This window comes from Halorarius halobius, from assembly GCF_024298865.1.
In the GTDB taxonomy this organism is placed as follows: domain Archaea; phylum Halobacteriota; class Halobacteria; order Halobacteriales; family Haloarculaceae; genus Halorarius; species Halorarius halobius.
Map to the genome: position 1 here is coordinate 302510 of NZ_CP101161.1, position 21798 is coordinate 324307.

Here is a 21798-nt window from a genome sequence, read left to right on the forward strand (position 1 = left end):
TCCCCTACTCGGGGTCGTGGTCGACGTACAGGCCGTAGCGGTGGAGGCGGCCGTCGTACCAGAGCAGTCTCCCGTTTGCCGCCGAGTCGACCCCGGCGAGTCCGAGCGCCGACAGGAGCGCGTCGAACCCGTCCGACAGCGGCGTCGTCTCCGTGTACGTCCGGCGCTCGATGGCGCGGTCCAGCCGGGAGCGGGCACCTGCCGGGAGGTCGCCGGGCGCGAGGTCGACGTCGATGCGTGTGCCGAACACCACCTCGCGGAACTGCTCGCGGGAGGCGGCCACCTCGATGGCGAGCGCGGTGTGGGCCGTCTCGACGACCCGCTCGCGGCGCATCTCGACCCGATACGCCCACGTCCCGCTGTCGGTCATCGTCACGACGCGGCCGTCGAGGTCGCCGGTCACGAGCCGGCTGTCGAGTTCGGCCGGCCGCCGCATCACGTAGGCGTCGCCCCGGAGCAGGTCGGCGGTGCTCGTCTCGCCGTCGGTCTGGGCGTACGAGTGGAGTATCTTCAGCGGCCGGGCGCTCGGCTGGTCGAGCGCGTCGACGAGCACCGCGTCGTCGGGCACCGCATCCTCGGCGACTGGCTCGACGCGGACCAGCGGGCGCTCCAGCCGCTTCCGGCCGGTGACGACCTGCTCCGTCTGGTAGTACGTCCCGTCGTGCTCGACGAAGGCGTCCTCGGGGAGCGGCGCGTAGCCGTACGTGGTGTGACGGCCGTCGGGGAGGATGGCGTCGAGGGCGGTGCGGGCCGGCGCCCCGAACAGTTCGTCGTCGCTGGGTTCGTACAGCGCGTACTCGACGGGCGAGGCGTCGATGGCGTCGACGTCGAGCGCGTACTCGGCAGTCGGGTCGTCGCCGAGCACGTCGGCCGAACAGCCGGCCAAGGCCGCCGCCGTCGCCGTACCGGCCGCCTGGAGGAGTCGTCGTCGGGAGGGAACCATACCCTGAGTCGGTCGTGTGACCATATGGGCCTGTTGACTGATAGATACGACGCGTCCGGGCCGCGACCGGTGCCGGCGCGACCGGTCACTCCGGCGCGAGCAACTCGCGGACCGTCGCCTCCACCGACTGCCGCGGCTCCCAGCCGAGGTCCCGCTCGATGGCGGTGGTGTCGACGCCGAACTCCGAGACGAGCGTCTCGCCGCTCCGCGGGTTCTCGACCAGTTCCACGTCGACATCGAGGCCCCGCTGTTCGCGGGCGACCCGCTGGACCAGTTCCGCGACGGCCATCACGCCGGGGTCCTCGTCGGACGCCACCTCGAACTTCTCGACGCCCGTCTCGCCGGCGCGTTTCCGCTCGACCAGCCGCTCGGCGCTCAGACAGAAGGCGTTCGCCACGTCCTTCACGTGGACGAAGTTGCGCGCCTGGTCGCCGGGCTCGTACACCGTCAGCGGCTCGCCCGACAGCGCCCGATTCACGAAGAAGTTGATGACGGTCCCTTTCGACACCTCGCGGCCGCCCACCTCGTGGCCGCCGTAGAGGTTCGATATCATGAACTGGTGGGCCGGGAACGACCCCGCTGAGAAGTCGTCGACGGCGCTCTCGCCGAGCACCTTCGTCGTCCCGTACCAGTTCAGCGGGTCCCGCGCCATGTCGACGCTGATGGGGAACTCCGTGGGGTCGCCGATGACCGCCATCGAGAACGGGAACCCCATCGCCGCGCCCGTCTTCTCGCAAAAGTACGCGACGTTCGAGGTGCCGACGACGTTCACCTCGTACGCGAGGTCCGGCTTCTCGTCGCAGTCGTCGACGCCCGAGATGGCCGCGAGATGGAGGACGGCGTCCGCGCCGTCGAGTGCGGCCTCTAGCTGGTCGCGGTGCCGGATGTCGACGTGGTCGACGTCGACGTCGCCGTTCGTCCGGACGTCGCCGAGATAGAAGTTGTCGAGCGCCGTCAGTTCCCAGTCGGGGTGGTCGCGCTGTAGCTGGTGGACGACGCGACTGCCGATGTAGCCGGCCGCGCCCGTGACCGCGACGTGCGGTGGGTTACTCATGTCGTGAGTCACTCATCTCTGGGCGTTAATGGGCTTTCCCCTCCGTCGACGAACGCGTCCCGCAGGTCGCGGACCCCCTCGCGGAGCGTCCACTCCGTCTCGTAGCCCGTCTCCGCGAGGCGGTCGAAGTTGACGTGGTAGGAGGGGCCGGGGTGTTCGTCCTCGAGGTAGGTCACGTCGACGGGTGCGACCTCCTCGCTGACGATCTCGGCTATCTCGGCGATGCGATAGTTGCCGTCGTTCGAGCCGACGTTGTACACCGCGCTCGGCCAGTCGTCCGGGGCGAGTGCCGCCTCCAGATACGCGTTGGCGGCGTCCCGAACGTGGACGAACGGGCGCCAGTTCGAGCCGTCGCCGTACACCGTCAGCGCCCGTCCGGTGAGCGCCCGGAACACGAAGTGGTTGACGACGAGGTTGAACCGGACGCCCGGCGCCATCCCGTAGTTGGTCGCCATCCTGAGTGCTGTTCCCTGCATGTCGAACTCGGCTTTCGCCTCCGCGAGCAGTGTCTCGGACTGGTGTTTCGTCTCCGCGTACGGGTTGATGGGGTCCGGGTCGACCGACTCGTCGATGTCGGTTCGGGGCGCCCGCCCGTAGATGTTACACGAGGAGGCGAACACGACGTTGTCGACGCCCACCTTGCCGGCGGCGTTCAGCACGTTCTTCGTGCCGTCGTAGTTGGTGGCGAACGTCTCCTCGCGGCGGTCGTGGGTGCTCGCGGCGCCGGTGATGGCCGCGAGGTGGACGACGGCGTCGGCGCCCCGACAGGCGGCCTCCACGTCGCCGTACTCGCGGACGGTGCCGTTGCGGAACTGGACGACGTCGCCGCCGAGCGTCCCCATCAGCGCGCGTGGCGACCCCGTCGAGAGGTCGTCGAGGACGGTCACGCGGTCGACACGCTCGTCGCCCCGAAGGCGGGGGACGAGGACGCTCCCGATGTAGCCACAGCCGCCGGTGACGAGGACGTGCACGTCCGTTCGCGGCCGCCACGCGGGCAATACTCTTTCGGTCACGCGGCCGTCGCGCGACCGAAAGGGGCCGACGGTGACGCCGTCGACAGCCGCGGCGTAGGGAGCTGGTAACTACTCGAATGCTACTATACAATAGATAGTAGCGAATCGGTACAAAACCATACCCGACAGGTGCGTTTTACCCGGGAGTATGATACGCTTACCGGCGGACAGGAGGGCCAGATACCGAACCTCATCGGAGTCGACCGACTGCACGCGGAGACCGGAGACACCCACGCATGGGTGAGGAGTTCACCCGTCGCTCGATGCTCCGCGTGGGAGGCGCGGCGCTCGGGGCCGGGACGGTGGTCGGCTCCGCCGGCGCTCGCGGGCCGCCCGCCCGGTACGTCGTCGGCACGGCCTCGACGGCCGCCGACCGCGCCGCGACGACCCGCGCGGAGGCCGTCCACCGGCGGCTAGATTTCGGAGCCGTCGGGCGGGCCGTCGCCGGGCGGTACGCGCCGGACGCGGTCGAGGCACTCCGCCGGCGCGACGACGTCCGCTACGTCGAAACCGACGGCCGGGTCGACCCGCTGGCCGAGTCGGTCCCGTGGGGGGTCGACCGAATCGACGGCGACGTGGCACACGGGGCGGGCGAGACCGGCGAGGGAGCCGACATCGCCGTCATCGACTCCGGCATCGACGCCGACCACCCCGACCTGGCGTCGAACCTCGGGGCGGGGTACGCCGTCGAGACTTGCGACACCTGCACTGAGCCGTGGGGCGACGACGACGGACACGGCACCCACTGTGCGGGCATCGCCGACGCGGTCGACGACACCGAGGGCGTCGTCGGCGTCGCCACCGAGGCGACGCTCCACTCGGTGAAGGTCATCGGCTCGGACGGCTACGCGACCGTCTCCGGGCTGGCGGCGGGCATCGAGTGGACCGCGAATCAGGGGTACGACGTGGGGAGCATGAGCCTCGGTGCGTCCAGTAGCTACGCCACGCTCCGCGACGCCTGCCGGTACGCGTACGACAGCGGCGTCCTCTTGGTGGCCGCGGCCGGCAACGACGGCTGTAACGGCTGTGTCCGCTACCCGGCGGCGTACGGGTCGGTCGTCGCCGTCAGCGCGACGACGAGCGGTGACGACCTCGCGTACTTCTCCTCGTCCGGGGCCGAGGTGGAACTGGCCGCGCCCGGCGAGTACGTCTACTCGACGGTGCCGGGCGGGTACGGAACCAAGTCGGGCACGTCGATGGCCTGTCCGCACGTCGCCGGCGCGGCGGGGCTGGTGATGGCACACGGCCACTCGAACACCGAGGCGCGCCAACTGCTCCGCGACACCGCCGAGGACATCGGCCTGTCGAGCGACGCACAGGGGTACGGACTCGTCGACGCGGCGGCCGCGGCCGAGGCCGCGTCGGGCGACGCGAGCGACGCCAGCGTCGCCGTCTCGACGGGCGACGCGACGAACGTCGGGACGGACGCGGCGACGCTGTCGGGACGCCTCGACGACCTCGGCAGTGCCGACTCGGCGGCGGTCGGCTTCGAGTACCGCCCGTCGGGCGCCGGGTCGTGGACGGCCACCGCGACGCAGTCGCTCACGACGACCGGCGACTTCAGTCGGTCGGTGTCGGGTCTCGCGTCTGACACCGACTACGAGTTCCGTGCCGTCGCCGAGGCGAGCGACGGCGATACCGACGCCGGCACGACCGCGGCGTTCACGACGGCGACCGCGGACACGGCCGTCGCCGTCGCCACGGACACCGCGACGAGCGTGGGCGAGACGAGCGCCACCCTGACCGGCGACCTCACCGACCTCGGGGGCGCGGACGCCGCCGACGTCTACTTCGAGTGGGGCGAGAGCGGCGGCACGCTCCCGAACGCGACGGCCGCGGAGACGCGGTCGTCGACCGGGACGTTCGACCGCGTGCTCGACGGCCTCGCGTCGGGGACGGAGTACGAGTTCCGCGCCGTCGCCGAGGCGAGCGACGGCGACACCGACGCCGGGACGGCCGCGGCGTTCACCACCGACAGCACGTCAACGAGCACGGCACCGGACGTCGACGCCTATCGCGTGACCGAGGCCGGGTCGCCGAACCCGCACGCGGAGATAACCGCCGAGTGGAGCGTCTCCGACGCCGACGGCGACCTCGATGCGGTGGTCGTCGAGGTGGTTGACGCGAGCGGCCGACCGCGTGACAGCGCCCGGACCGACGTCGGGGGCGCCAGCGCCTCGGGGACGGAGGTCTTCAAAATCAAACACGCCGACGGCGTCACCTTCGACGTGACGGTCACCGTGACGGACGCCGACGGCAACGCGGCCACCCGGACGCGACGGGTCAGTTCGTAACTGCTCCCGGGACGGCCCTCGCCGTACGCTCAGGCTATCGTTTCGTCAGGAGTATCTTTCCGCGCTACACCGACGCCGTCGGACGGTCGTCCCGCGTCGATAAGCAGTGAGTATCGCGCGGTAAGCATCCTCGACCGGTGTCGACAGCAAGCTATTACGGAGACATATGGGAACCATCGCGGTTTCTGAGAGTTGCTATATCTACTGATATGGTCAGTATCGCGGTTTCTGAGGGCGGCCGTATCGCCTGACAGCTCGCGTATATAAAAACACCCACTCGTGATAGCGAGGGGTACATCCGCCGGTGCAGGGCCGTCCCGCGTGGTCGCCACGCGGACGGCGGCGTTCGACTCGCCGAACGCGCCGGGGATGACGAGAAACCATGTCAGACGACAGAGGACAGTTGACACGGCGCAAAGTACTCGGCAGCCTCGGCGTGATGGGCGGTGCGGCCGCCCTCGGGGGTGCCAGCACGATGGCGTTCTTCAGTGACGAGGAGACGTTCAAACACAACGAGCTGGTCGCGGGCGAACTCGACCTCAAGGTCGACTGGCAGGAGCACTACTCCGACTGGTCGAGCGACGAGGGGACGCTCGGGACGAACGTGTGGATGTCCTACGAGGACGTCCCGGACGACAAGAAGGACAAGGTGGTCCCGAAACCCGACCACGAGTACCCGCTCCTGTACATTCACAAGGACTGGCTCGACGACTTCGAGATGGCGACGGCACTCGAAGCGTATCCCGACCCGGACGACGACGGGGTGCAGAACAAGTTCGCGTCGGAACCCGGACAGACGACCAACAAGGGTGTCGGCTACATCTGCAAGGATGGGGCCGACACCCCGGAGGACCTCGACCCGACGCAGTCGCTCCGGACGAAGAACAGCGACACGTACGGCGCGGTCGACGGGACCACGGAGTCGTACCCGCTCGTGTACATCGACGACGTCAAGCCGGGCGACTTCGGGGAGCTGACCCTGAGCTACCACCTGTGTGGCAACGACGGCTACGTCTGGCTCACGGGGGACCTGCTCTACAACGCCGAGAACGGGCTGACCGAGCCCGAGCGCAAGGACCCCGACGAGAACGGAGGTGAACCGGGCGAACTCGCCGAGGAACTGTTCGTCAGCCTCTGGTACGACTCCGGCAAGGACGGGGAGTTTGACACGGGCGACTACGGGGAAGGTGACAACGTCTTCCGGCAGTACGAACAGACCATCGCCCGCGGGTCGCTGAAGGCGATAATGAACCTGCTGGACAACGGCGCAGGGCTCCCGCTCGACGGGAACCTGATGACCGACGCCAACGGCCCGGTCACCTACAGCAGCTCCATCGACTGGACGGACGTCGGGAGCAACATCGAGGACACCGACGACCCCGGCGACGAACTGCTCACGCCGGACGAATGCGAACTGGTGTCGGGCAATCCCAAGTGTTCCGACATCGACGCCGACCTCGTCGAGGCCATCAAGATCGAGGACGACGAACTGCCCGCGGCATCGGAAAGCAGTACGAAGACGTACAACACCATCTTCGGCGACGTGACGCTCCACGTCTCCGGCGTGCGTGACGGGGAAGTCACGGAACTCGACTTCGTCTCCGAGTTCGGCGTCGACTCGGTCGTCGTCAAGGGCGGCCCGAACGCGAACGTCTGTAGCGAGGACGGCGTGGCCTACGGGGGCGAGGACCTCTCGCCGCCGGACAACGCGAGCGGCAACCCCGCCGCCGTCAGCCACATCAGTTTCTGCGTGCGCCCGGACGGCAACGGCAACGGCAACGGAACCGTCCCGCCGCAGAACGGCACCCGGGAGTGCATGGAGGCCTCCGAGACCGGCTACATCGGTCTCGCGTGGCAACTCCCAGTCGACCACGCCAACGAAATCCAGACCGACTCGGTCGCCTTCGACCTCGGCTTCTACACCGAGCAGTGCCGCCACAACGACGGCACGGGCATGGCGCGTCTCATCCCCACCCGGCGCGGTAGCGGGTTCGCGAAGCTCTCGGAGGAGACGAACCGGAACGCCGGCTACGGGCTCGACGGCGCGAACTTCAACGGCGACGGAACCATCAGCGGCGGCGCCCGGGCCCGGTTCGGCAACAACAGCAACACCGGAACGTGGGAGCTTGCAGCCGGCGACAGCCCCGGAAGTAGCGGCTTCAACCAGGCACAGTACACCTGGACGAGCGGGGAGACCGTCGACTGGACGTTCTCGTACGACGCGAGTACCGACGAGGCCTCGTTCACGTTCGACGGGACGAGCGTGCCCGCGCGCACGCTGACCGAACAGCCGGACGGTCGTGTCGCCATCCAGTGCAAGGCGGACGAGGCGACCGTCGAAGGCACCGTCGAGAGCGTGCAGATCGACGGCGAGATGCCCGAGATAAGCGGCGAGAACAGCGTCACGGCCAGCAACGACGGGTCGGGACGCGACATCGAGTACCTCGTGCTCAACACCAACCTGGACGGCGAGACGTCGTTCACCCTGACCGGCACGGCGACGGTCACCCTCCAGGGCGACTACGGCGGCAGCCAGGAGGGCGTCGCCTTCGACGTCGTGCTGGAGTAACGCGGCCGCCAGTCGCACCGCCCGCTGACTACCCACCCACGCCGGCCGCGCGGGGGTTCGACTCCCCCGGTGGGTTTCGTCCCCTGGACGAGGTGTACGCGAGATGCCAGACCACGACAACGACCGCGAACTGACACGACGGCGAGTCCTCGGGAGCCTGGGCGTCGCGGGCGTCGCCGCCACGTTCGGCGGCGCAAGCACGTCCGCGTTCTTCAGCGACGAGGAGACGTTCAAGCACAACGAACTCGTCGCCGGCGAACTCGACCTCAAGGTCGACTGGCAGGAGCACTACTCCGACTGGTCGAGCGACGAGAACGACGACCGCACCGACGACGTCGGCGGCGACGAGAGCGACGCGAACCTCGACGGCGACCCCGCCGACGACTTCGAGGTCGTGATGGCGGACGGCGACCCCGCGAACGTCCCCGGGGGCTACACGGCGTTCCCGCACCCGGCCGAGCCGCTGGTCGCCGTCCCCGACGCGTTCGTCGACGACTTCCTCCGCAACACGGCGACCGAGGCGTACCCCGACGAGGACGGTGACGGCATCCAGGACCTCGTCTACTCGCGCCGACAGCTCCGACGGCGGCATCCGACGCTGTCGTCCGAGGAGATAGAACGGACGTTCCGCGATCAGTTCGCCGACCTCCCGGACGACCAGACGCGACCGCTGGTCGAGTTGACGGATGTGAAGCCGGGGGACTTCGGCGAGGTGACGTTCAGCGTCCACCTGTTCGACAACCCCGGCTACCTCTGGCTCGACGGGCGCGTGCTGGAGAACGCCGAAAACGCCGTGACCGAGCCCGAGCGGAAGGACCCCGACGAGGACGACGCCGTCGGGGTGGGCACCGCGTGGAGCGGCGAACTTCTCGACGAGATACGCGCCGTCGTCTGGCACGACGACGGCGACAACGTCGTCGACGAGACGGAGTGGGTGTACTCGCCGCACGCTCCCGACAGCGAGAGCTCCATCCAGCTGTCGCGAGAGCAGGCGGAGATAGCCCGCGGGAGCCTGCGGGAAGTGCTCGAGCGGCTGGTCGTCGGCGTCCCGCTCGACGCCGACCCGACGACGGCCGACCGGGAGTGTTTCTGGAAGTCGACGACGCGCTACCTCGGGTTCGCGTGGTGGCTCCCGGTCGACCACGCCAACGAAATCCAGACCGACTCGGTCGCCTTCGACCTCGGCTTCTACACCGAGCAGTGCCGCCACAACGACGGCTCCCGCCTCGACGGCCGGGCCGCCAGCGTCGCAATCGACGCCGAACCGGCCACTGCCGGCGACACGTCGACGCACAGCGTCGCCTACCCGGTCGGCTCCGCGCTCGACGGGACGACCCTCGAATCCCTCACGGTGGTCTACCCGCCCGGGTTCGACGCCAGCGACGTCGGCGTCGGCGACGTCACGACCGCCGGCGTCGCCGACGGCGGCATCGTCGGTGCCTCCGTGGCGTCCGTAACCGCGACCGACGGCGGAACGCGGCTCGCGTTCGCCTTCGACAACCACCCCGGACTCGACGCCGGCGACGAGATACGGCTGGCGTACGACGGCGTTCACAACGCCGGAACCACGGGCGAGTACCCCATCGAGGTCGTCGTGAACGCCACCACCTTCGGCCGCGGGTCGCTGTCGCTCGACTGACCGACCGCCGACTCACGCCGGCTTCGCGGGGGTTCGACTCCTCCGGTGAGTCCTTCGATGCCATCCGACAGCCGCCCGACGCGACGCGACATCCTGGCCGGGGCCGGCGCGGTCGGCTCGCTGTATCTCGCCACGAAGGGCGGGGCGGCGGCGCTCGGTCTCCAGCCGGTCGAGTTGAACCGACGGACCAGAATCGAGGGACCGACCGACCTCAGAATCGACTGGCGCGAGACGTACAACGGGAAACGGCTCCCCGCGGAGAACGGCTCCCGGAACGGACGTGGTGGACGGTCGGCGGCTCCGGTCGTCACGTTCGACGGTGTCCTCCCGGGCGACAGCGGGACGGCGACGTTCCGTCTCACGCAAGCGGCGCCCGGCCGGGACGTCGAGGGGGAGCGGCCGCCGCTTCGGGTCCGACTCCGGCCCCGCGTGACGGCGAACGCCGAGAACGGGCTGACGGAACCCGAACGAATGGCCGGCGACACGACCCCCGAGCGTGGTGAGCTACTCGACAGCGTGGACGCCCGTCTCTGGCGGGACGACGGCGTCCTCGGGTCGGGCGTCGGGGCCTGCAACGGCCGTCACGAGGAGGGCGAACCGCTGTTGGCGGAAGGGTCGCTCCGCGAACTCGACACCGACAGCGGAATCGTGCTCGCCGGTCCCGGCGGCGCGCGCGACTGTCTGTCCCCGAAGGCGACGCTCTGTGTCGGGCTGGAGTGGAGCGTCGACAGCAACGTCGGGAACCTCGTCCAGGGCGACTCGCTCCGCTTCGACCTCGACTTCTACACCGAGTCGTGTCCGAGATAGCGGACGCGACTCGAAAATCCACCACACGCAACCGGAGCACCGTCGTCGTCGCGTGGCTACGTGGGCGTCGGCGTGGGGGCCGGCTCGGGCGTCGCCGTCGGGGCGCTCGTCGGCGTCGCAGTACTCGTCGCTGTCGCGGTCGGCGTCGCACTACCCGTCGCCGTCGTCGTAGAACTGTTCGTCGGCGTCGGAGTCGCCGTGGAGCCGTTCATCGGCGTCGGCGTCGGGGTCAGTGTTGGGGTCGCCGTGGTGCTGTTCGTCGGCGTCGGGGTCAGTGTTGGGGTCGCCGTGGTGCTGTTCGTCGGCGTCGGGGTCAGTGTTGGGGTCGCCGTCGAACTGTGCGTCGGCGTCGGGGTCACCGTGGCGTTGTTCGTCGGCGTCGCGGTCGGACTGTCGGCGGAGTCGCCGGTCGAATTCGTGGCGACGGCCGTCCCGTTTCCGGTCGCGTACTGGACGGTGTTTCCGACCGACATGCCGACGTCGGTCCACGAGCGCGTCACCCTCGCCTCGACGACCACCCGGATGTCGATGCCGTCGCCGGCGCCGACCGTGGTCTCGTTCGTCGTGCCGGTGTGGAGCCGAATCGTCAGGTCGGCCGTGCCGCCCTCCGGCACACCGGTGAGATACGAGAGGTTCCCGCGCGCCAGGTCCTGCAGGTCGACGACACCGTTGCCGTTCGCGTCGACGACGCGACCGTCGGCGAGCAGGTCGCGTCCCGCGTAGGTGAGCCGCGTCACCGCGAGCGAGCGTGCGGTCGCCGCGGCGTCGCCGTCGTCGGGACCGGTGTCGTTCTCGCGGTACGCGACGGAGACGTTCAGATAGCTGATGTCGGTCGACGACGGCGGGTTGGCCACCCGAACCGTGTTGTAGACGGCGGTGTCGCCGTCGGCCGACCCGTTCTCCCACGTGTCCGCCAGCGTCGTCGCGTCCGTCTCGTCGACGGTGCTCCCTGCCGAGGCGGGCCCCACCTCGGAGAGCGTCACGTCGAACGTACCCGCGCCGAGCCGTGCCGACACGCCCTCGTCGTCGGCGAACAGCGCGAAGACGGCTGGATTCGGATGCGCGAGCGCGGCCGCCACGAGCGCGACACCGATGGCCGCCAGCAACACGCGGGTCGAGCGGGCGCTCATCGGTCACCCTCCGGCGTCGAGTCCGCGTCGGGGGGCGCCGACGACTCGGCGTCCTCCGCCGGCCCGTCGGCGGTCCGAGCGTCCCGTAGCGCCCCGACGAGCGACCACAGTTCCGAGAGGAACAACAGCCCCACGGGGACGAGAACGAGCGCGACGAACCCCACGCGCGTCGAGGCGAACAGCGTGACGTGACCGACGACGGGGAGCGTCGCGACCACCCGACCGACGACGGCGTCGGCCGGTACGAGCTGTGGGTCGGGCGCGTCGTTCGCGTCGCCCTTCGTCCGGAAGTAGCGGCCGTCCTCGCGGGCGACCACATCGACCACCCGGTGGGTCCGGCGCTGGACCGCTCCCCCGCCGTCCGTGAACTCGTAGGTGATGACGTCGCCGCGCTCGATGCGACGGGGCGGCACCTCCCGCACCAGCACGACGTCGCCCGGGCTGATGGCCGGCTCCATGCTCCCGGACATCACCGTGTAGCTGTGGCTCGCACCGACGGTCTGTGGCACCGCCGTGACGACGAACGGCGTTACGCAGGCGACGAGCAGCAGCGCCCCGACCGCGTGGGCCAGCCGCCGGGTCGACGGTCTCACGGCCCGTCACCCCGGTTCGTCGGCGGTGGTCCCTCGCGGCCGAGCCGCATCCGCCGGTCGCGCAGGAAGTGGACGCCGGCCGACGTGGTGAACGTCGCCGCTATGAGCGCCGACCACGCGATTGCAGGGACGAGCGTGAACGGGAGCAGACCGACGAGGTCGGCGGCGACGACGCCCACACTCAACGCGCCGAGGCCGAGATAGTAGCTACTCCACGAGATGCTGTCGGTGGGGACCACGTCGAAGTACACCTCCAGTTCCGACGCCTCCGGCGTCAGTTCGACGACCGACCGGTCGGTGTCGAACCTGACGATGCCGTTGTCGGCCATCATCGGGAGGTGGGACTGTCGTAACGCGGTGTAGACGCGCATCCGCTCCTTGTACGTCACCGCGTCGCGCACGGTGTCGTTCTCCCAGGCGGCAATCTGCGCCGATAGCTCCCGGAGCGTCACCGGGTCGTCACGCTGTAACAGGTAATGAAGGGTGTACCGTCGACGCTCGGAACTCAGCGTCTCGAAAGCGGTCTCTTGGGAGATACCCCGGTCCGACTCCTGTGAGGCGGTCTCTGCGACCCCCAGCGAGGAGATGGCGTCGATAGGCATCTGTTACACCTCCGCCCCGTCGCACCGGACGGTCGGCGAATATCCCCGGTCCGCCCGGGTCTGCCCCGGCCCCGGACGCTCCCGTATCGCTTGCATGCTCGCCCGTAGCTCCGACCCTCCCGAGGTTTGTTATGGGCTTTCTGCGGAGCGTTCAGAACCGTTGATAATTCCGTAATGGGTAGTTACTCCCGCCCGAACTGTGGCCGGAGCGTCGGTCCGGGGCCCGACAGCGGATACCGGTGAACGGCCAGAGTGCGGCCGGACGCGGCCGAACGCCGACCGTCGGCGCCGGCGCTAGGACGTGCTTTCCACGGTAGTGTGGACGCTCCTGACCCACCGTTCGCCGGAAGCCAGCCGTGTCCATCGGTGCCGGTGCCGACCGTGGGGACCCGGACCGGCAGATACGGCGACGCGGGGGCTACTCCTCGGCGTCGTCTTTCAGCGCGTCCGGGAGGAACCGGTCCTCGTGGGCGGTGATGGTGTCCTGATAGCGCGTCAGCGTCTCCAGCACGTCGGCCATCCCGTCCGCGAAGTCCGCGCGCTGTTCGTCGATGAGCGCCATGTAGCGGTCGTTGGCCATCTCCATCTCGTGTTCCTCGTCTTCGTCGCGGGGGTTCTCGACGTGGGTCACGTCGACGTCGAGGTCGTGGGCCGCGGCGGCCTCCTGGATGGTCTCGGCGATTTCGACGATGGCGATGGGACGGGTCACCTGGTTGTAGACCGTGAGGTCGTCCGGTCGCTCGTCGGGGTCCTGGAGTGCGAGACGTGCCAGCCCCTCGACCGCATCCTCCAGCGAGACGAACGGCTTGCGTTGCTCGCCCTTCCCGTACACCGTCAGCGGGTAGCCCGCGACGGCCTGTGCGGCGAACCGGTGGGCGACGACGCCGAAGTAGTAGTCGAAGTCGAACCGGGTCTTCAGGCGGTCGTCCGCGCGGGTCTCCTCGGTCTCGGTGCCGTACGTGATGGCGGTGCGCACGTCCGAAATCGGGATGTCGAACTGCTTGTGCGCGAGCCGCATGTTCGCGGCGTCGTGGCTCTTGGTGAGGTGGTACCAGCTACCAGCCATCGCGGGGAACGGCACGTCGTCGCGCTCGCCGTCGTGTTCCATGACGGCGCCGCCCTCGGGGATGGGGAACTCCGGCGCACCGTAGACGCCGGTCGTCGTCGTCTCGATGAAATGCGTGTCGGTCATGTCGTGCTCCTCGAGCCCCCACAGCAGGTTCCGGGTCGCCTGCATGTTGTTGTGCTGGGTGTAGTTGGCCCGCTCGCCGTTTATCTGCGAGTACGGCGCCGACGGCTGGGCGGCCGTGTGCACGATGGCCGAGGGCTCGTGGACCTGCAGGAGTTGGTCGACGAACGACCGCTCGGTCAGGTCCCCCTCGACGAGCGAGAGGTTCGAACAGCCGTGGACCTCGCGGGCCGCGTCGAGCCGCTCGTCGATGGAGGCGATGGGGACGGCGCTCGTCGAGCCGACCTCCTCGACCCACCCACGGCGGGCGAAGTTGTCCACGACGACGACACGCTCGTCCGTCCGGGTCGCGATGCGGAGCGCGGTCGGCCACCCGATGTAGCCGTCACCACCTGTCACCAGTATCGACATAGTTACTCACAAAATGAGTAACCCACTGCCTTATAGTTTCCCGTTGGCGCGCGACCGGGGCACCGGTGTGACGGAGCCAGCGGTGGCCGTCGGCCGGAGACGCGTCCGGATTTTTCATCCGGGAGCGCGTAGCCGGGGCCATGCCCGAGCACGCCGCCCACCGCAGTCGCTGGCCCGTCGTCGGCGCCGCCGGCGCGGGCCTGCTGTACGCCGGCGTCGCGATGTACGCGCTGGGTGCCGCGACGGGGCTGTTCCCGGGGGTCGTGGGCGGCGTCGCGGCGCTGGTGGGCGGCCTCCTCGCCGCTGGCGGCCTGGTCGGCTGGCTCGACGAGGCGTTCCTCGGCGACCGCATCACCGGCGCGGAGACGCCGCTGTACCGGCAGACGATGCTGTTGTTCCTCGGGACGGACGTGGCGACGTTCGCCGCCGGCTTCGTCTACTACGCGTTCGTCCGGGTCGGCGCGTGGCCGCCGGCGGACCTGCCGGGCGGCCTGCTCGGAGCCCTCGTCGTTGCGAACACGGCCGTCCTGCTGGTCTCAAGCGGCACCTACCACCTCGCAGTGAGCGCGCTCGACAGCGGAAACGAGACGCGATTCACCCGGCTCCTGGGCGTCACGCTCCTGCTCGGCGTCGTCTTCCTCGGGGGACAGGCCTACGAGTACGTCGAACTGCTCCACGAAGGGTTCGGCGTGACGGGCGTGTTCGCCAGCGCGTTCTACGGGCTGACGGCGCTCCACGGCCTCCACGTCGCGCTCGGCGTCGTCCTCATCGGCATCGTGTTCACGCGGGCGCGCCGCGGCGCGTACGCCGAGGGCCACACCTCCGTCGAGACGGTGGAGCTGTACTGGCATTTCGTCGACGCCGTCTGGCTGTTCCTCGTCGTCGTGCTGTACGTGGGTGCGACGGTGGGGTGACTACCGCGACTCGAACGCCTCCAGCCGGCGGTACAGCGGCGGCACCAGCACGCCCCCGGCGCCGACGAGGATGGCGACGACGCCCAGCGGCAACAGCAGGGGACTGGCGTCGACACACCGGTTCAGCGACGAGAGGGTGACGTACCGCTGGCCGCCGTCGTAGCTGACGAGGACGCCCGCGCGGAACGCGTCGAGATGTGGCGTCTCGCCCCTGATTTCGGCCTCCCGCATCGGCGCGTCGAGCGCCCGGCGGAACGCCGCCCGCTCCCCGTCGGAGAGCTCTTCGACGGAGAGACGCCGGAGGCTCGGGCCGTCCGGACCGGCGTACTGGGCCGTCGTCGCCTCGCTGGCGACGTGGATGCTCGGGTCGCCACAGAGCCCGAGTTCCGACTGGACGACGCTGTAGCCGCCCATGACGCCGCCCGCGATGCCGACGGCGACCAGCAGGACGCCCACGAGCGGCGCGCCGTAGACGACGAGGAACGGGTCGTCGCTCATCTACAGCCTCCGTGCCCGGCGCAGTTCCAGGAACTCCAGCACGACGCCGAGGCCAAGTCCGTACAGCCAGTGAGCGATGAGCGAGAACGCGACGTAGCCGACGAGTTCCAGCCCCGTCTGCCCGGTGTAGAAGGCGATGGCGAAGCCGACGGCCATCACCGTCGCGTACGCGATGCTGGTGACGACGGTCAACCGACCGGGGAGATACTCCGCGAGCGCGACGAACAGTAGCGACCACGTCACCGTCCCGCCGAGCAGGAACACGAGGAAGCCGACGCCGGCGCTGGGGGCGACTCCCGCGAGTTCGGCGAGTTCCGCGAACGCCGCGGTGTCGAACACGCCGAGCACGGTGGCGGCGAACAGCGCCCCCGACATCAGCAGGGTGCCGACGAACCCCGCGAGCATCGCCGACCCGACCGTTCGGCCCGCACCCCGAGTCAGCGACTCGACGCCGCGGGCCACCTGTGGACTGCCGCGGTCGGGGTCGCTGGTCAGCGACGGCCGTGTCGTCGCTGGCTCGGGCGTCTCGACGCCGTACTCGCGGTCGAGTTTCCGCTCGAACCACTGCCACTCGGGGGTGAACTGGCCGGTCTCCTTCAGGTCCCACGGGTCCGCGTCCGCGACGGGGTCGCCGTTCCAGTACGACCACACCATGTTGTAGAGCCACAGCAGGACGGCGATGCCGAGCACGAACGCGCCGACGGTGGCGACCTGCTGGTACGGGGCGAACTCGGCGGGGTAGTTGGCGTAGCGGCGGGGCAACTCCAGCAGGCCGAGCACGATGAGCGTCCCGAACGTCACCGTCGAGGCGGCGACCATCAGCCACGACTGGAAGACGGCGAGCCGGCGGTCGTACCAGCGCTCGGTGACCAGCGGGTACCAGTAGTAGCTCGCGGCCATCATCATGAACGGGATGATGCCCATGAGTATCATGTGGAAGTGGCCGACGACGTAGTAGGTGCCGTGGTACACCACGTCGATGGGGATGGCCGCGAGGAACACCCCCGTCACGCCGCCGACGACGAACGTGCCGATGGAGCCGACACAGAGTATCATCGGCGCGGTCAACCGGACGCGGCCGTCCCAGATGGTCGTCAGCCAGTTGAACACCTTGATGGCGGAGGGGACGGCGATGGCGACGGAGACGGCCATGAACGACGCCTTCACGCGGGGGTCGACCGCCGAGACGAACATGTGGTGGGCCCAGACGCCGAACGACATGACACCGATGGCCAGCGTCGAGTAGACGATGAACCGGAAGCCGAACAGTTTCCGGCCGACGAACTTCGGCAACACGGTGGACATCAGCCCCGTCGCCGGCAGGAAGATGATGTACACCTCGGGGTGGCCCCAGAACCAGAACAGATGTTGCCACAGTATCGGTGACCCACCCTCGACGGCGTAGAACGTGGTGCCGACCACCCGGTCGAGCACGAGCATCACGAGCGCGCTCCCGAGCAACGGGAACGCGAACAGCGCGAGGCCGCTCGTCGTCAGCATCGTCCACGAGAAGATGTCGAGGTTCGCCCAGTTGACCGACGGCGCCCGCTCGTGGACGATGGTGACGATGAAGTTGATAGCGCCCAGCGTCGTCGCCACGCCCGACAGATGCAGGCCCAGAAGCAGGGTCGTTATCTGCGGGTTCTCCGTCGTCGAGGACAGCGGCGTGTACAGCGTCCAGCCGACGCCGGGTTCCTCAGCGGACTGCAACAGGAGTAGCGCCTGCTCGGACAGGACGGGCGCGAGCAGTTGCCCGCCGACCTGGAAGAACAGGCCAGCGCGGGCCAGAAGCAGGGCGGGCGGCAACAGCCAGAAGCCGATGGCGTTCACCCGCGGGAACGCCATGTCGTCGGCGCCCACCAGAAGCGGGAGGACGTAGTTCCCGATGCCGAAGAACACCGGGAGCACGAAGAAGATGAGCATCGTCAGCCCGTGGGTCGTGAACAGGGCGTTGTACGTCTGCTCGGACCAGACGTTCGCCGCGGGCGTCAGCAGTTCCAGACGGAGCATCATCGCGTCGGTGCCGCCCCACAGCGCCGCAACCGTACCGAACGCGATGTACAGCAGGCCGACGTCCTTGTGGTCGGTGGTCGTGGTCCAGCGGACAACCGCCGCCCGGAGCCGCGAGAAGTCAAGCGACAGTTCGCGGCGGTGGCCCACGCCGGCGTAGCCGCCGTCCGCGCGGACCGCACCCCGGCGCTTCGAGACGACGGCGACGAGGAGACAACCCGCAAGCACCGCGAACAGCCCCCCGAACTCGACGAGCGCGCGGTTCATCGGGGACCCTCCGGGAGCGTCATCTGCGTAGGTGCCTCGACACCGCGGTGCCCAATAAAAGCGACTCCCAGGCAGGAGACGGCCTGGCCACAGCTATTTGCCCCGGGACGGTGTGTGTCGACGTGTGCGACGCCGCCGCCTCGGGACGCTCGCGCTCGCGGCGCTTGCAGTCGTCTGGCTGTTCGCCGCGCCGGCGGCCGCCCAGTCGGTCAACCGGGACCTGTTCGAGCAACTCAACACGCAACTGCTGTACGTCGCGCTCCCGCTGACGGTGTTCGTCGAGGTGATACTCGTGTACGCCGTCGTCCGGTTCCGCGGGAACCCGGACCCGAAGCCGACCATCGCTGACCCGCCGCTGGAGATAACCTGGACGGCGGCGACGGCGGTCATCCTGCTTTTCGTCGGCTTCTCCGCGTACACGGTGCTGGCGACGCCGTACATGAGCCCCGCCGGGAGCGCCGCGGCCGCGGTCGAGAACCCGGAGACGGCGCCCGACGACGCCGTCGTCGTGGACGTCGTCGCCTACCAGTTCGGCTGGGAGGCCCGCTACCCCGCCGCGAACGTCTCCACGCAGGGTGAACTCGTCGTGCCGACGGACCGCGAGGTGTATCTCCGTCTTCGGTCGCAGGACGTCATCCACTCGCTGTTCGTCCCCGACTGGGGCATCAAGCAAGACGTGTTCCCGGGACAGACGACGCTCGTGCGGACGCGGGTGTACGAGCCCGGGAGCTACCGGATCTACTGTGCGGAACTGTGTGGCGTCGGCCACTCGCGGATGCGGGCGACGGCGACGGCCGTCCCCGACTCCACGTACCGCGAGTGGCTCGACGACCACCGCAACGAGACGGGCGTGACGGACGCGCCACGACCCGCGAACGCGACCGCCTGACTACTCGACGGTCACGGACTTGGCGAGGTTGCGCGGCTTGTCGATGGGACGCCCGAGTTCGTTCGCCACGTGGTACGCCACCAGTTGCAACTGGACGTTCGCCAGCACCGCCGCAGTCCGCTGGTTCGTCGCCGGAACCTCCAGCACGTGGTCGGCGTAGCGGCCCACGTCGCTCTCGCCGTCGGTGACCGCGACGACCGGCGCGTCGCGGGCCTCCACCTCCTTGACGTTCCCGATGGTCTTGCGGGCGGCCTCGCCGTCGCCCGTCACGACGGCGAACACGGGCGTGTCCTCGGTGACCAGCGCGAGCGTCCCGTGTTTCAACTCGCCCGCGGCGAACCCCTCGGCGTGAGCGTACGATATCTCCTTCAGCTTCAGCGCGCCCTCCAGCGCCACGGGGAAGTTCGCCCCCCGGCCGATGAAGAAGAAGCCGTCGCTGTCGACGTACTCGCGGGCCACCTCGGCGGCGTTCGTGTCGTCGAGCACCGCCTGCACGTCGCCCGGCAGGTCGCGGAGGGCGGCGATGACCTCGCGCATCTGCTCGTCGCCGGGGCCGACGGTGGAAAGCGCCAGCAGGTTGAGCGCCGCGAGTTGCGCGGAGAACGTCTTCGAGGCGGCGACGCCTATCTCGGGACCCGAGCGGATGTACAGCGTCTCGTCGCACTCGCGGGCCATCGTCGACCCGACGACGTTCGTGCACGCGAGGGTGCGCGCGCCGCGCCGGCGTGCCTCCCGGAGCGCCGCGAGCGTGTCGGCCGTCTCGCCCGACTGGGAGACGCCGACCACGAGGTCGTCCTCGATGGGCGGCACGTCGAGCGCGTACTCGTGGGCGAGAAACGCCTGCGCGGGGACGCCAGCCGACCGGAACAGGCGGGCGGCGTACAGCGCCGCGTGATACGAGGTGCCGCAGGCGACGAACTGCACCCGGTCGACGTCCGGGTCGACCTCCAGTGACACGTCCGCGCCGAGTTCATCGACCCGGCCCTGGAGACACTGCCGGAGGGCACGCGGCTGTTCGTGTATCTCCTTCAGCATGAAGTGGTCGTAGCCCGACTTCCCGGTGTCTTCGGGGTCCCAGTCGACGGTGTCGACGGTCACCTCGCGGGCGTTCCCCTCGAAGTCGGTGACCTCGAACCCGCCCGCCTCGACGCGGGCGAACTCGCCGTCCTCGAGGTAGACGACCCGGTCGGTGTACTCGCGGAACGCGGGCACGTCGCTGGCGAGGTAGGTGGCGCCGTCGGCGACGCCGAGCACGAGCGGCGAGTCCTGTCGGGCGGCGAACACCGCGTCGACGCCCGCGACGACGACGGCGACGGCGTAGCTCCCCTCCAGCCGGGCGAGCGCCTGCCGGACCGCCGCCTCGGGGTCGGCGCCGTCGGCCAGCGCCGCCTCGACGAGATGCGGGACGACCTCGGTGTCCGTGTCCGAGCGGAACTCGTGGCCGTCGGCGGCGAGTTCGTCGCGCAACTGCTGGTAGTTCTCGATGATGCCGTTGTGGACGACCGCCACGTCGCCGGTGCAGTCCTGATGCGGGTGGGCGTTGGCGTCCGTCGGCGGGCCGTGGGTCGACCAGCGGGTGTGGCCGACGCCGACCGACCCGTGGAGCGTGCGGTCCGCGACGGCCTCGCGGAGCGCGTCGAGTTCGCCCGACTTCTTCGCCACGTCGAGCGACTCGTTTGCGAGCGCGACGCCCGCGGAGTCGTAGCCGCGGTACTCCAGGTTCCCGAGTCCCGTCAGCAGGGTGTCGAGCGTGGCGTCGCCGCGGCCGGCACAGCCGATGATGCCGCACATCAGCGGACCACCTCCGCACCCTCCGGCACCCGTTCGCGGGCGTACGCGCCGGTGCCGATGCGGGCGTTCGGGCCGACGAGCGTCCCCGGTTCGCAGGCCGCGCCGCCGCCCAGCGTCGCGCGGTCCGCGAGCACCGCCCCCAGCCGCTCGTCGGGGAACACCTGCGTTCCGACCCGGACGTCCGCCGGGCCGCCCGGAACGAGCGCGTTCGGGCCGGCGGTGGCGTCCTGTCCGGTGATACAGTCGAGCAGAGTCGCGCCCGGGCCGACGCGCGTGTCCGCATCGAGGACGCTGTGTTCGATGGTCGCGTTCGCCTCGACGGTGACGTTGCGGCCGAGCGCGACGTTCGGACCGACGACCGCGCCGGCCGCGATTTCGACGTCCGGACCGACGACGACCGGCCCCTGGAGGGTCGCACCCTCGTGGACGCGCGCGGTCGGGTCGACGTGGACGCCCTCCTGTCGCTGTGGCTCGTCGATCCAGCCGTCGGCGAGCAGTTCGCGGGCGACGCCGAGCAGGTCCCACGGGTAGGTCGCGTCGGCCCAGATGCCCTCGGTCCGGACTGCCGTAACCCGCCCCTCGGCGGCCTGACCGGCGACGGCGTTCGGCAGGTACAGCCCCCCGTCCTCGCGGTCGGTCCCCGCGAGGACCTCGAAGAAGTCGGCCGGGAACGCGTAGATGCCGGCGTTGATGAGCCGGTAGTCGTCGCTGTCCGGCTTCTCGACGAGTTCGGTCAGCCGGTCGCCCTCGACCCGCACCGCGCCGTACCGCGAGGCGTCGGGATGCTCGCGCACCGCGACCGCGGTCCCCCCGTCGAATCGCTCGACGACCGCGCGCACGTCGTCGGGCTCCACCACCCGGTCGCCGTTGACCGCGACGAACGGCTCGTCGACGACCTCGCGGGCCTGCAACAGCGCGTGGCCGCTCCCGAGTTGCTTCTCCTGGGCGACGTACGTCAGCGGCACACCGCGGTACGTCGGCCCGAAATGCTCCTGAACCCGCTCGCGCCGGTAGCCGACGACGAGGACGAGTTCGTCGAGTCCCGCCTCGACGAGCGCGTCCAGCACGTACTCGAGGATGGGCCGGTTCGCCGCGGGTAGCATCGGCTTCGGGCGGTTCCGGGTCAACGGCCGGAGTCGCGTCCCCTCCCCCGCCGCGAGGACGACCCCTGTGGTGGCGCTCATG

General features: G+C 69.7%; 17 protein-coding genes. 6 read left to right on the forward strand and 11 right to left on the reverse strand.

All coding sequences use genetic code 11. The features are described from left to right. Window positions 1-4: 4 nt before the first annotated feature. The 3 genes from NL112_RS01505 to NL112_RS01515 all read right to left on the reverse strand — a co-directional run bounded on the left by NL112_RS01505 (window position 5) and on the right by NL112_RS01515 (window position 2968). Window positions 5-943, reverse strand: coding sequence for a hypothetical protein (locus tag NL112_RS01505; RefSeq protein ID WP_255150859.1), 939 nt, complete (start codon window positions 941-943; stop codon window positions 5-7). An 85-nt stretch (window positions 944-1028) separates the two neighbouring features. Then, entirely contained in the window at window positions 1029-1997 is a 969-nt protein-coding gene (locus NL112_RS01510; protein ID WP_255150860.1) for an NAD-dependent epimerase/dehydratase family protein, read from the reverse strand. 8 nt (window positions 1998-2005) lie between these two features. After that, the gene (locus tag NL112_RS01515) at window positions 2006-2968 is read right to left on the reverse strand and encodes an NAD-dependent epimerase/dehydratase family protein (RefSeq protein ID WP_255150861.1); all 963 of its coding nucleotides are present in this window, start codon (window positions 2966-2968) and stop codon (window positions 2006-2008) included. A gap of 278 nt (window positions 2969-3246) precedes the next feature. On the opposite strand from NL112_RS01515, the gene NL112_RS01520 reads away from it, so the two are divergent. From NL112_RS01520 to NL112_RS01535, 4 genes are all read left to right on the forward strand, one after another. Beyond that, complete coding sequence (locus tag NL112_RS01520; RefSeq protein ID WP_255150862.1) at window positions 3247-5304, forward strand: S8 family peptidase; 2058 nt, start codon at window positions 3247-3249, stop codon at window positions 5302-5304. A 382-nt stretch (window positions 5305-5686) separates the two neighbouring features. Beyond that, window positions 5687-7873: a choice-of-anchor W domain-containing protein gene (locus NL112_RS01525; protein ID WP_255150863.1), complete on the forward strand. Its 2187-nt coding sequence runs from the start codon at window positions 5687-5689 to the stop codon at window positions 7871-7873. Window positions 7874-7976: 103 nt separating this feature from the next. After that, window positions 7977-9512: an HMG-box domain-containing protein gene (locus tag NL112_RS01530; protein WP_255150864.1), complete on the forward strand. Its 1536-nt coding sequence runs from the start codon at window positions 7977-7979 to the stop codon at window positions 9510-9512. 57 nt (window positions 9513-9569) lie between these two features. Next, window positions 9570-10319, forward strand: coding sequence for a hypothetical protein (locus tag NL112_RS01535; RefSeq protein ID WP_255150865.1), 750 nt, complete (start codon window positions 9570-9572; stop codon window positions 10317-10319). Window positions 10320-10375: 56 nt separating this feature from the next. Here the strand turns inward: NL112_RS01535 and NL112_RS01540 are convergent, their stop codons facing one another. The 4 genes from NL112_RS01540 to NL112_RS01555 form a co-directional block, all read right to left on the reverse strand. Continuing rightward, window positions 10376-11449 (reverse strand): hypothetical protein, encoded by a 1074-nt coding sequence (locus tag NL112_RS01540; RefSeq protein ID WP_255150866.1) that lies wholly within the window; start codon window positions 11447-11449, stop codon window positions 10376-10378. Beyond that, a complete protein-coding gene (locus NL112_RS01545; protein WP_255150867.1) occupies window positions 11446-12042 on the reverse strand; it encodes a signal peptidase I in 597 nt (198 codons plus the stop codon). Before NL112_RS01545 ends, NL112_RS01540 begins: the two co-directional genes overlap by 4 nt. Continuing rightward, the gene (locus tag NL112_RS01550; protein ID WP_255150868.1) at window positions 12039-12644 is read right to left on the reverse strand and encodes a DUF7344 domain-containing protein; all 606 of its coding nucleotides are present in this window, start codon (window positions 12642-12644) and stop codon (window positions 12039-12041) included. Before NL112_RS01550 ends, NL112_RS01545 begins: the two co-directional genes overlap by 4 nt. 418 nt (window positions 12645-13062) lie before the next feature. Next, window positions 13063-14244 carry an NAD-dependent epimerase/dehydratase family protein gene (locus NL112_RS01555; RefSeq protein ID WP_255150869.1) on the reverse strand — a complete coding sequence of 394 codons (1182 nt, stop codon included), beginning with the start codon at window positions 14242-14244 and terminating at the stop codon, window positions 13063-13065. Between the two features lie 140 nt (window positions 14245-14384). Here NL112_RS01555 and NL112_RS01560 point away from each other — a divergent pair, with 140 nt between their 5' ends. Continuing rightward, a complete protein-coding gene (locus NL112_RS01560; RefSeq protein ID WP_255150870.1) occupies window positions 14385-15158 on the forward strand; it encodes a cytochrome c oxidase subunit 3 in 774 nt (257 codons plus the stop codon). On the opposite strand, the gene NL112_RS01565 is transcribed toward NL112_RS01560, so the two are convergent. Both NL112_RS01565 and NL112_RS01570 read right to left on the reverse strand, forming a co-directional pair. Further along, entirely contained in the window at window positions 15159-15656 is a 498-nt protein-coding gene (locus NL112_RS01565; protein WP_255150871.1) for a DUF7979 domain-containing protein, read from the reverse strand. Next, window positions 15657-17933, reverse strand: a complete 2277-nt coding sequence (locus NL112_RS01570; RefSeq protein ID WP_255150872.1) for a DUF6789 family protein — start codon at window positions 17931-17933, stop codon at window positions 15657-15659. Between the two features lie 124 nt (window positions 17934-18057). Here NL112_RS01570 and coxB point away from each other — a divergent pair, with 124 nt between their 5' ends. Beyond that, window positions 18058-18822, forward strand: coding sequence for a cytochrome c oxidase subunit II (coxB, locus tag NL112_RS01575; protein WP_255150873.1), 765 nt, complete (start codon window positions 18058-18060; stop codon window positions 18820-18822). On the opposite strand, the gene glmS is transcribed toward coxB, so the two are convergent. Together glmS and NL112_RS01585 are read right to left on the reverse strand one after the other, a co-directional pair. Then, on the reverse strand, window positions 18823-20613 hold the full coding sequence (gene glmS / locus NL112_RS01580; RefSeq protein WP_255150874.1) for a glutamine--fructose-6-phosphate transaminase (isomerizing): 1791 nt from the start codon (window positions 20611-20613) through the stop codon (window positions 18823-18825). Continuing rightward, window positions 20613-21797, reverse strand: coding sequence for a sugar phosphate nucleotidyltransferase (locus NL112_RS01585; protein WP_255150875.1), 1185 nt, complete (start codon window positions 21795-21797; stop codon window positions 20613-20615). Before NL112_RS01585 ends, glmS begins: the two co-directional genes overlap by 1 nt. Window position 21798: the final 1 nt, after the last annotated feature.

What these genes read in the sequence shown, in the direction of transcription:
- NL112_RS01505 (WP_255150859.1), bottom strand. Translation starts at nt 943, where the DNA reads ATGGTTCCCTCCCGACGACGACTCCTCCAGGCGGCCGGTACGGCGACG.
- NL112_RS01510 (WP_255150860.1), bottom strand. Translation starts at nt 1,997, where the DNA reads ATGAGTAACCCACCGCACGTCGCGGTCACGGGCGCGGCCGGCTACATC.
- NL112_RS01520 (WP_255150862.1), top strand. Translation starts at nt 3,247, where the DNA reads ATGGGTGAGGAGTTCACCCGTCGCTCGATGCTCCGCGTGGGAGGCGCG.
- NL112_RS01525 (WP_255150863.1), top strand. Translation starts at nt 5,687, where the DNA reads ATGTCAGACGACAGAGGACAGTTGACACGGCGCAAAGTACTCGGCAGC.
- NL112_RS01530 (WP_255150864.1), top strand. Translation starts at nt 7,977, where the DNA reads ATGCCAGACCACGACAACGACCGCGAACTGACACGACGGCGAGTCCTC.
- NL112_RS01535 (WP_255150865.1), top strand. Translation starts at nt 9,570, where the DNA reads ATGCCATCCGACAGCCGCCCGACGCGACGCGACATCCTGGCCGGGGCC.
- NL112_RS01540 (WP_255150866.1), bottom strand. Translation starts at nt 11,449, where the DNA reads ATGAGCGCCCGCTCGACCCGCGTGTTGCTGGCGGCCATCGGTGTCGCG.
- NL112_RS01550 (WP_255150868.1), bottom strand. Translation starts at nt 12,644, where the DNA reads ATGCCTATCGACGCCATCTCCTCGCTGGGGGTCGCAGAGACCGCCTCA.
- NL112_RS01555 (WP_255150869.1), bottom strand. Translation starts at nt 14,244, where the DNA reads ATGTCGATACTGGTGACAGGTGGTGACGGCTACATCGGGTGGCCGACC.
- NL112_RS01560 (WP_255150870.1), top strand. Translation starts at nt 14,385, where the DNA reads ATGCCCGAGCACGCCGCCCACCGCAGTCGCTGGCCCGTCGTCGGCGCC.
- NL112_RS01565 (WP_255150871.1), bottom strand. Translation starts at nt 15,656, where the DNA reads ATGAGCGACGACCCGTTCCTCGTCGTCTACGGCGCGCCGCTCGTGGGC.
- NL112_RS01570 (WP_255150872.1), bottom strand. Translation starts at nt 17,933, where the DNA reads ATGAACCGCGCGCTCGTCGAGTTCGGGGGGCTGTTCGCGGTGCTTGCG.
- glmS (WP_255150874.1), bottom strand. Translation starts at nt 20,613, where the DNA reads ATGTGCGGCATCATCGGCTGTGCCGGCCGCGGCGACGCCACGCTCGAC.
- NL112_RS01585 (WP_255150875.1), bottom strand. Translation starts at nt 21,797, where the DNA reads ATGAGCGCCACCACAGGGGTCGTCCTCGCGGCGGGGGAGGGGACGCGA.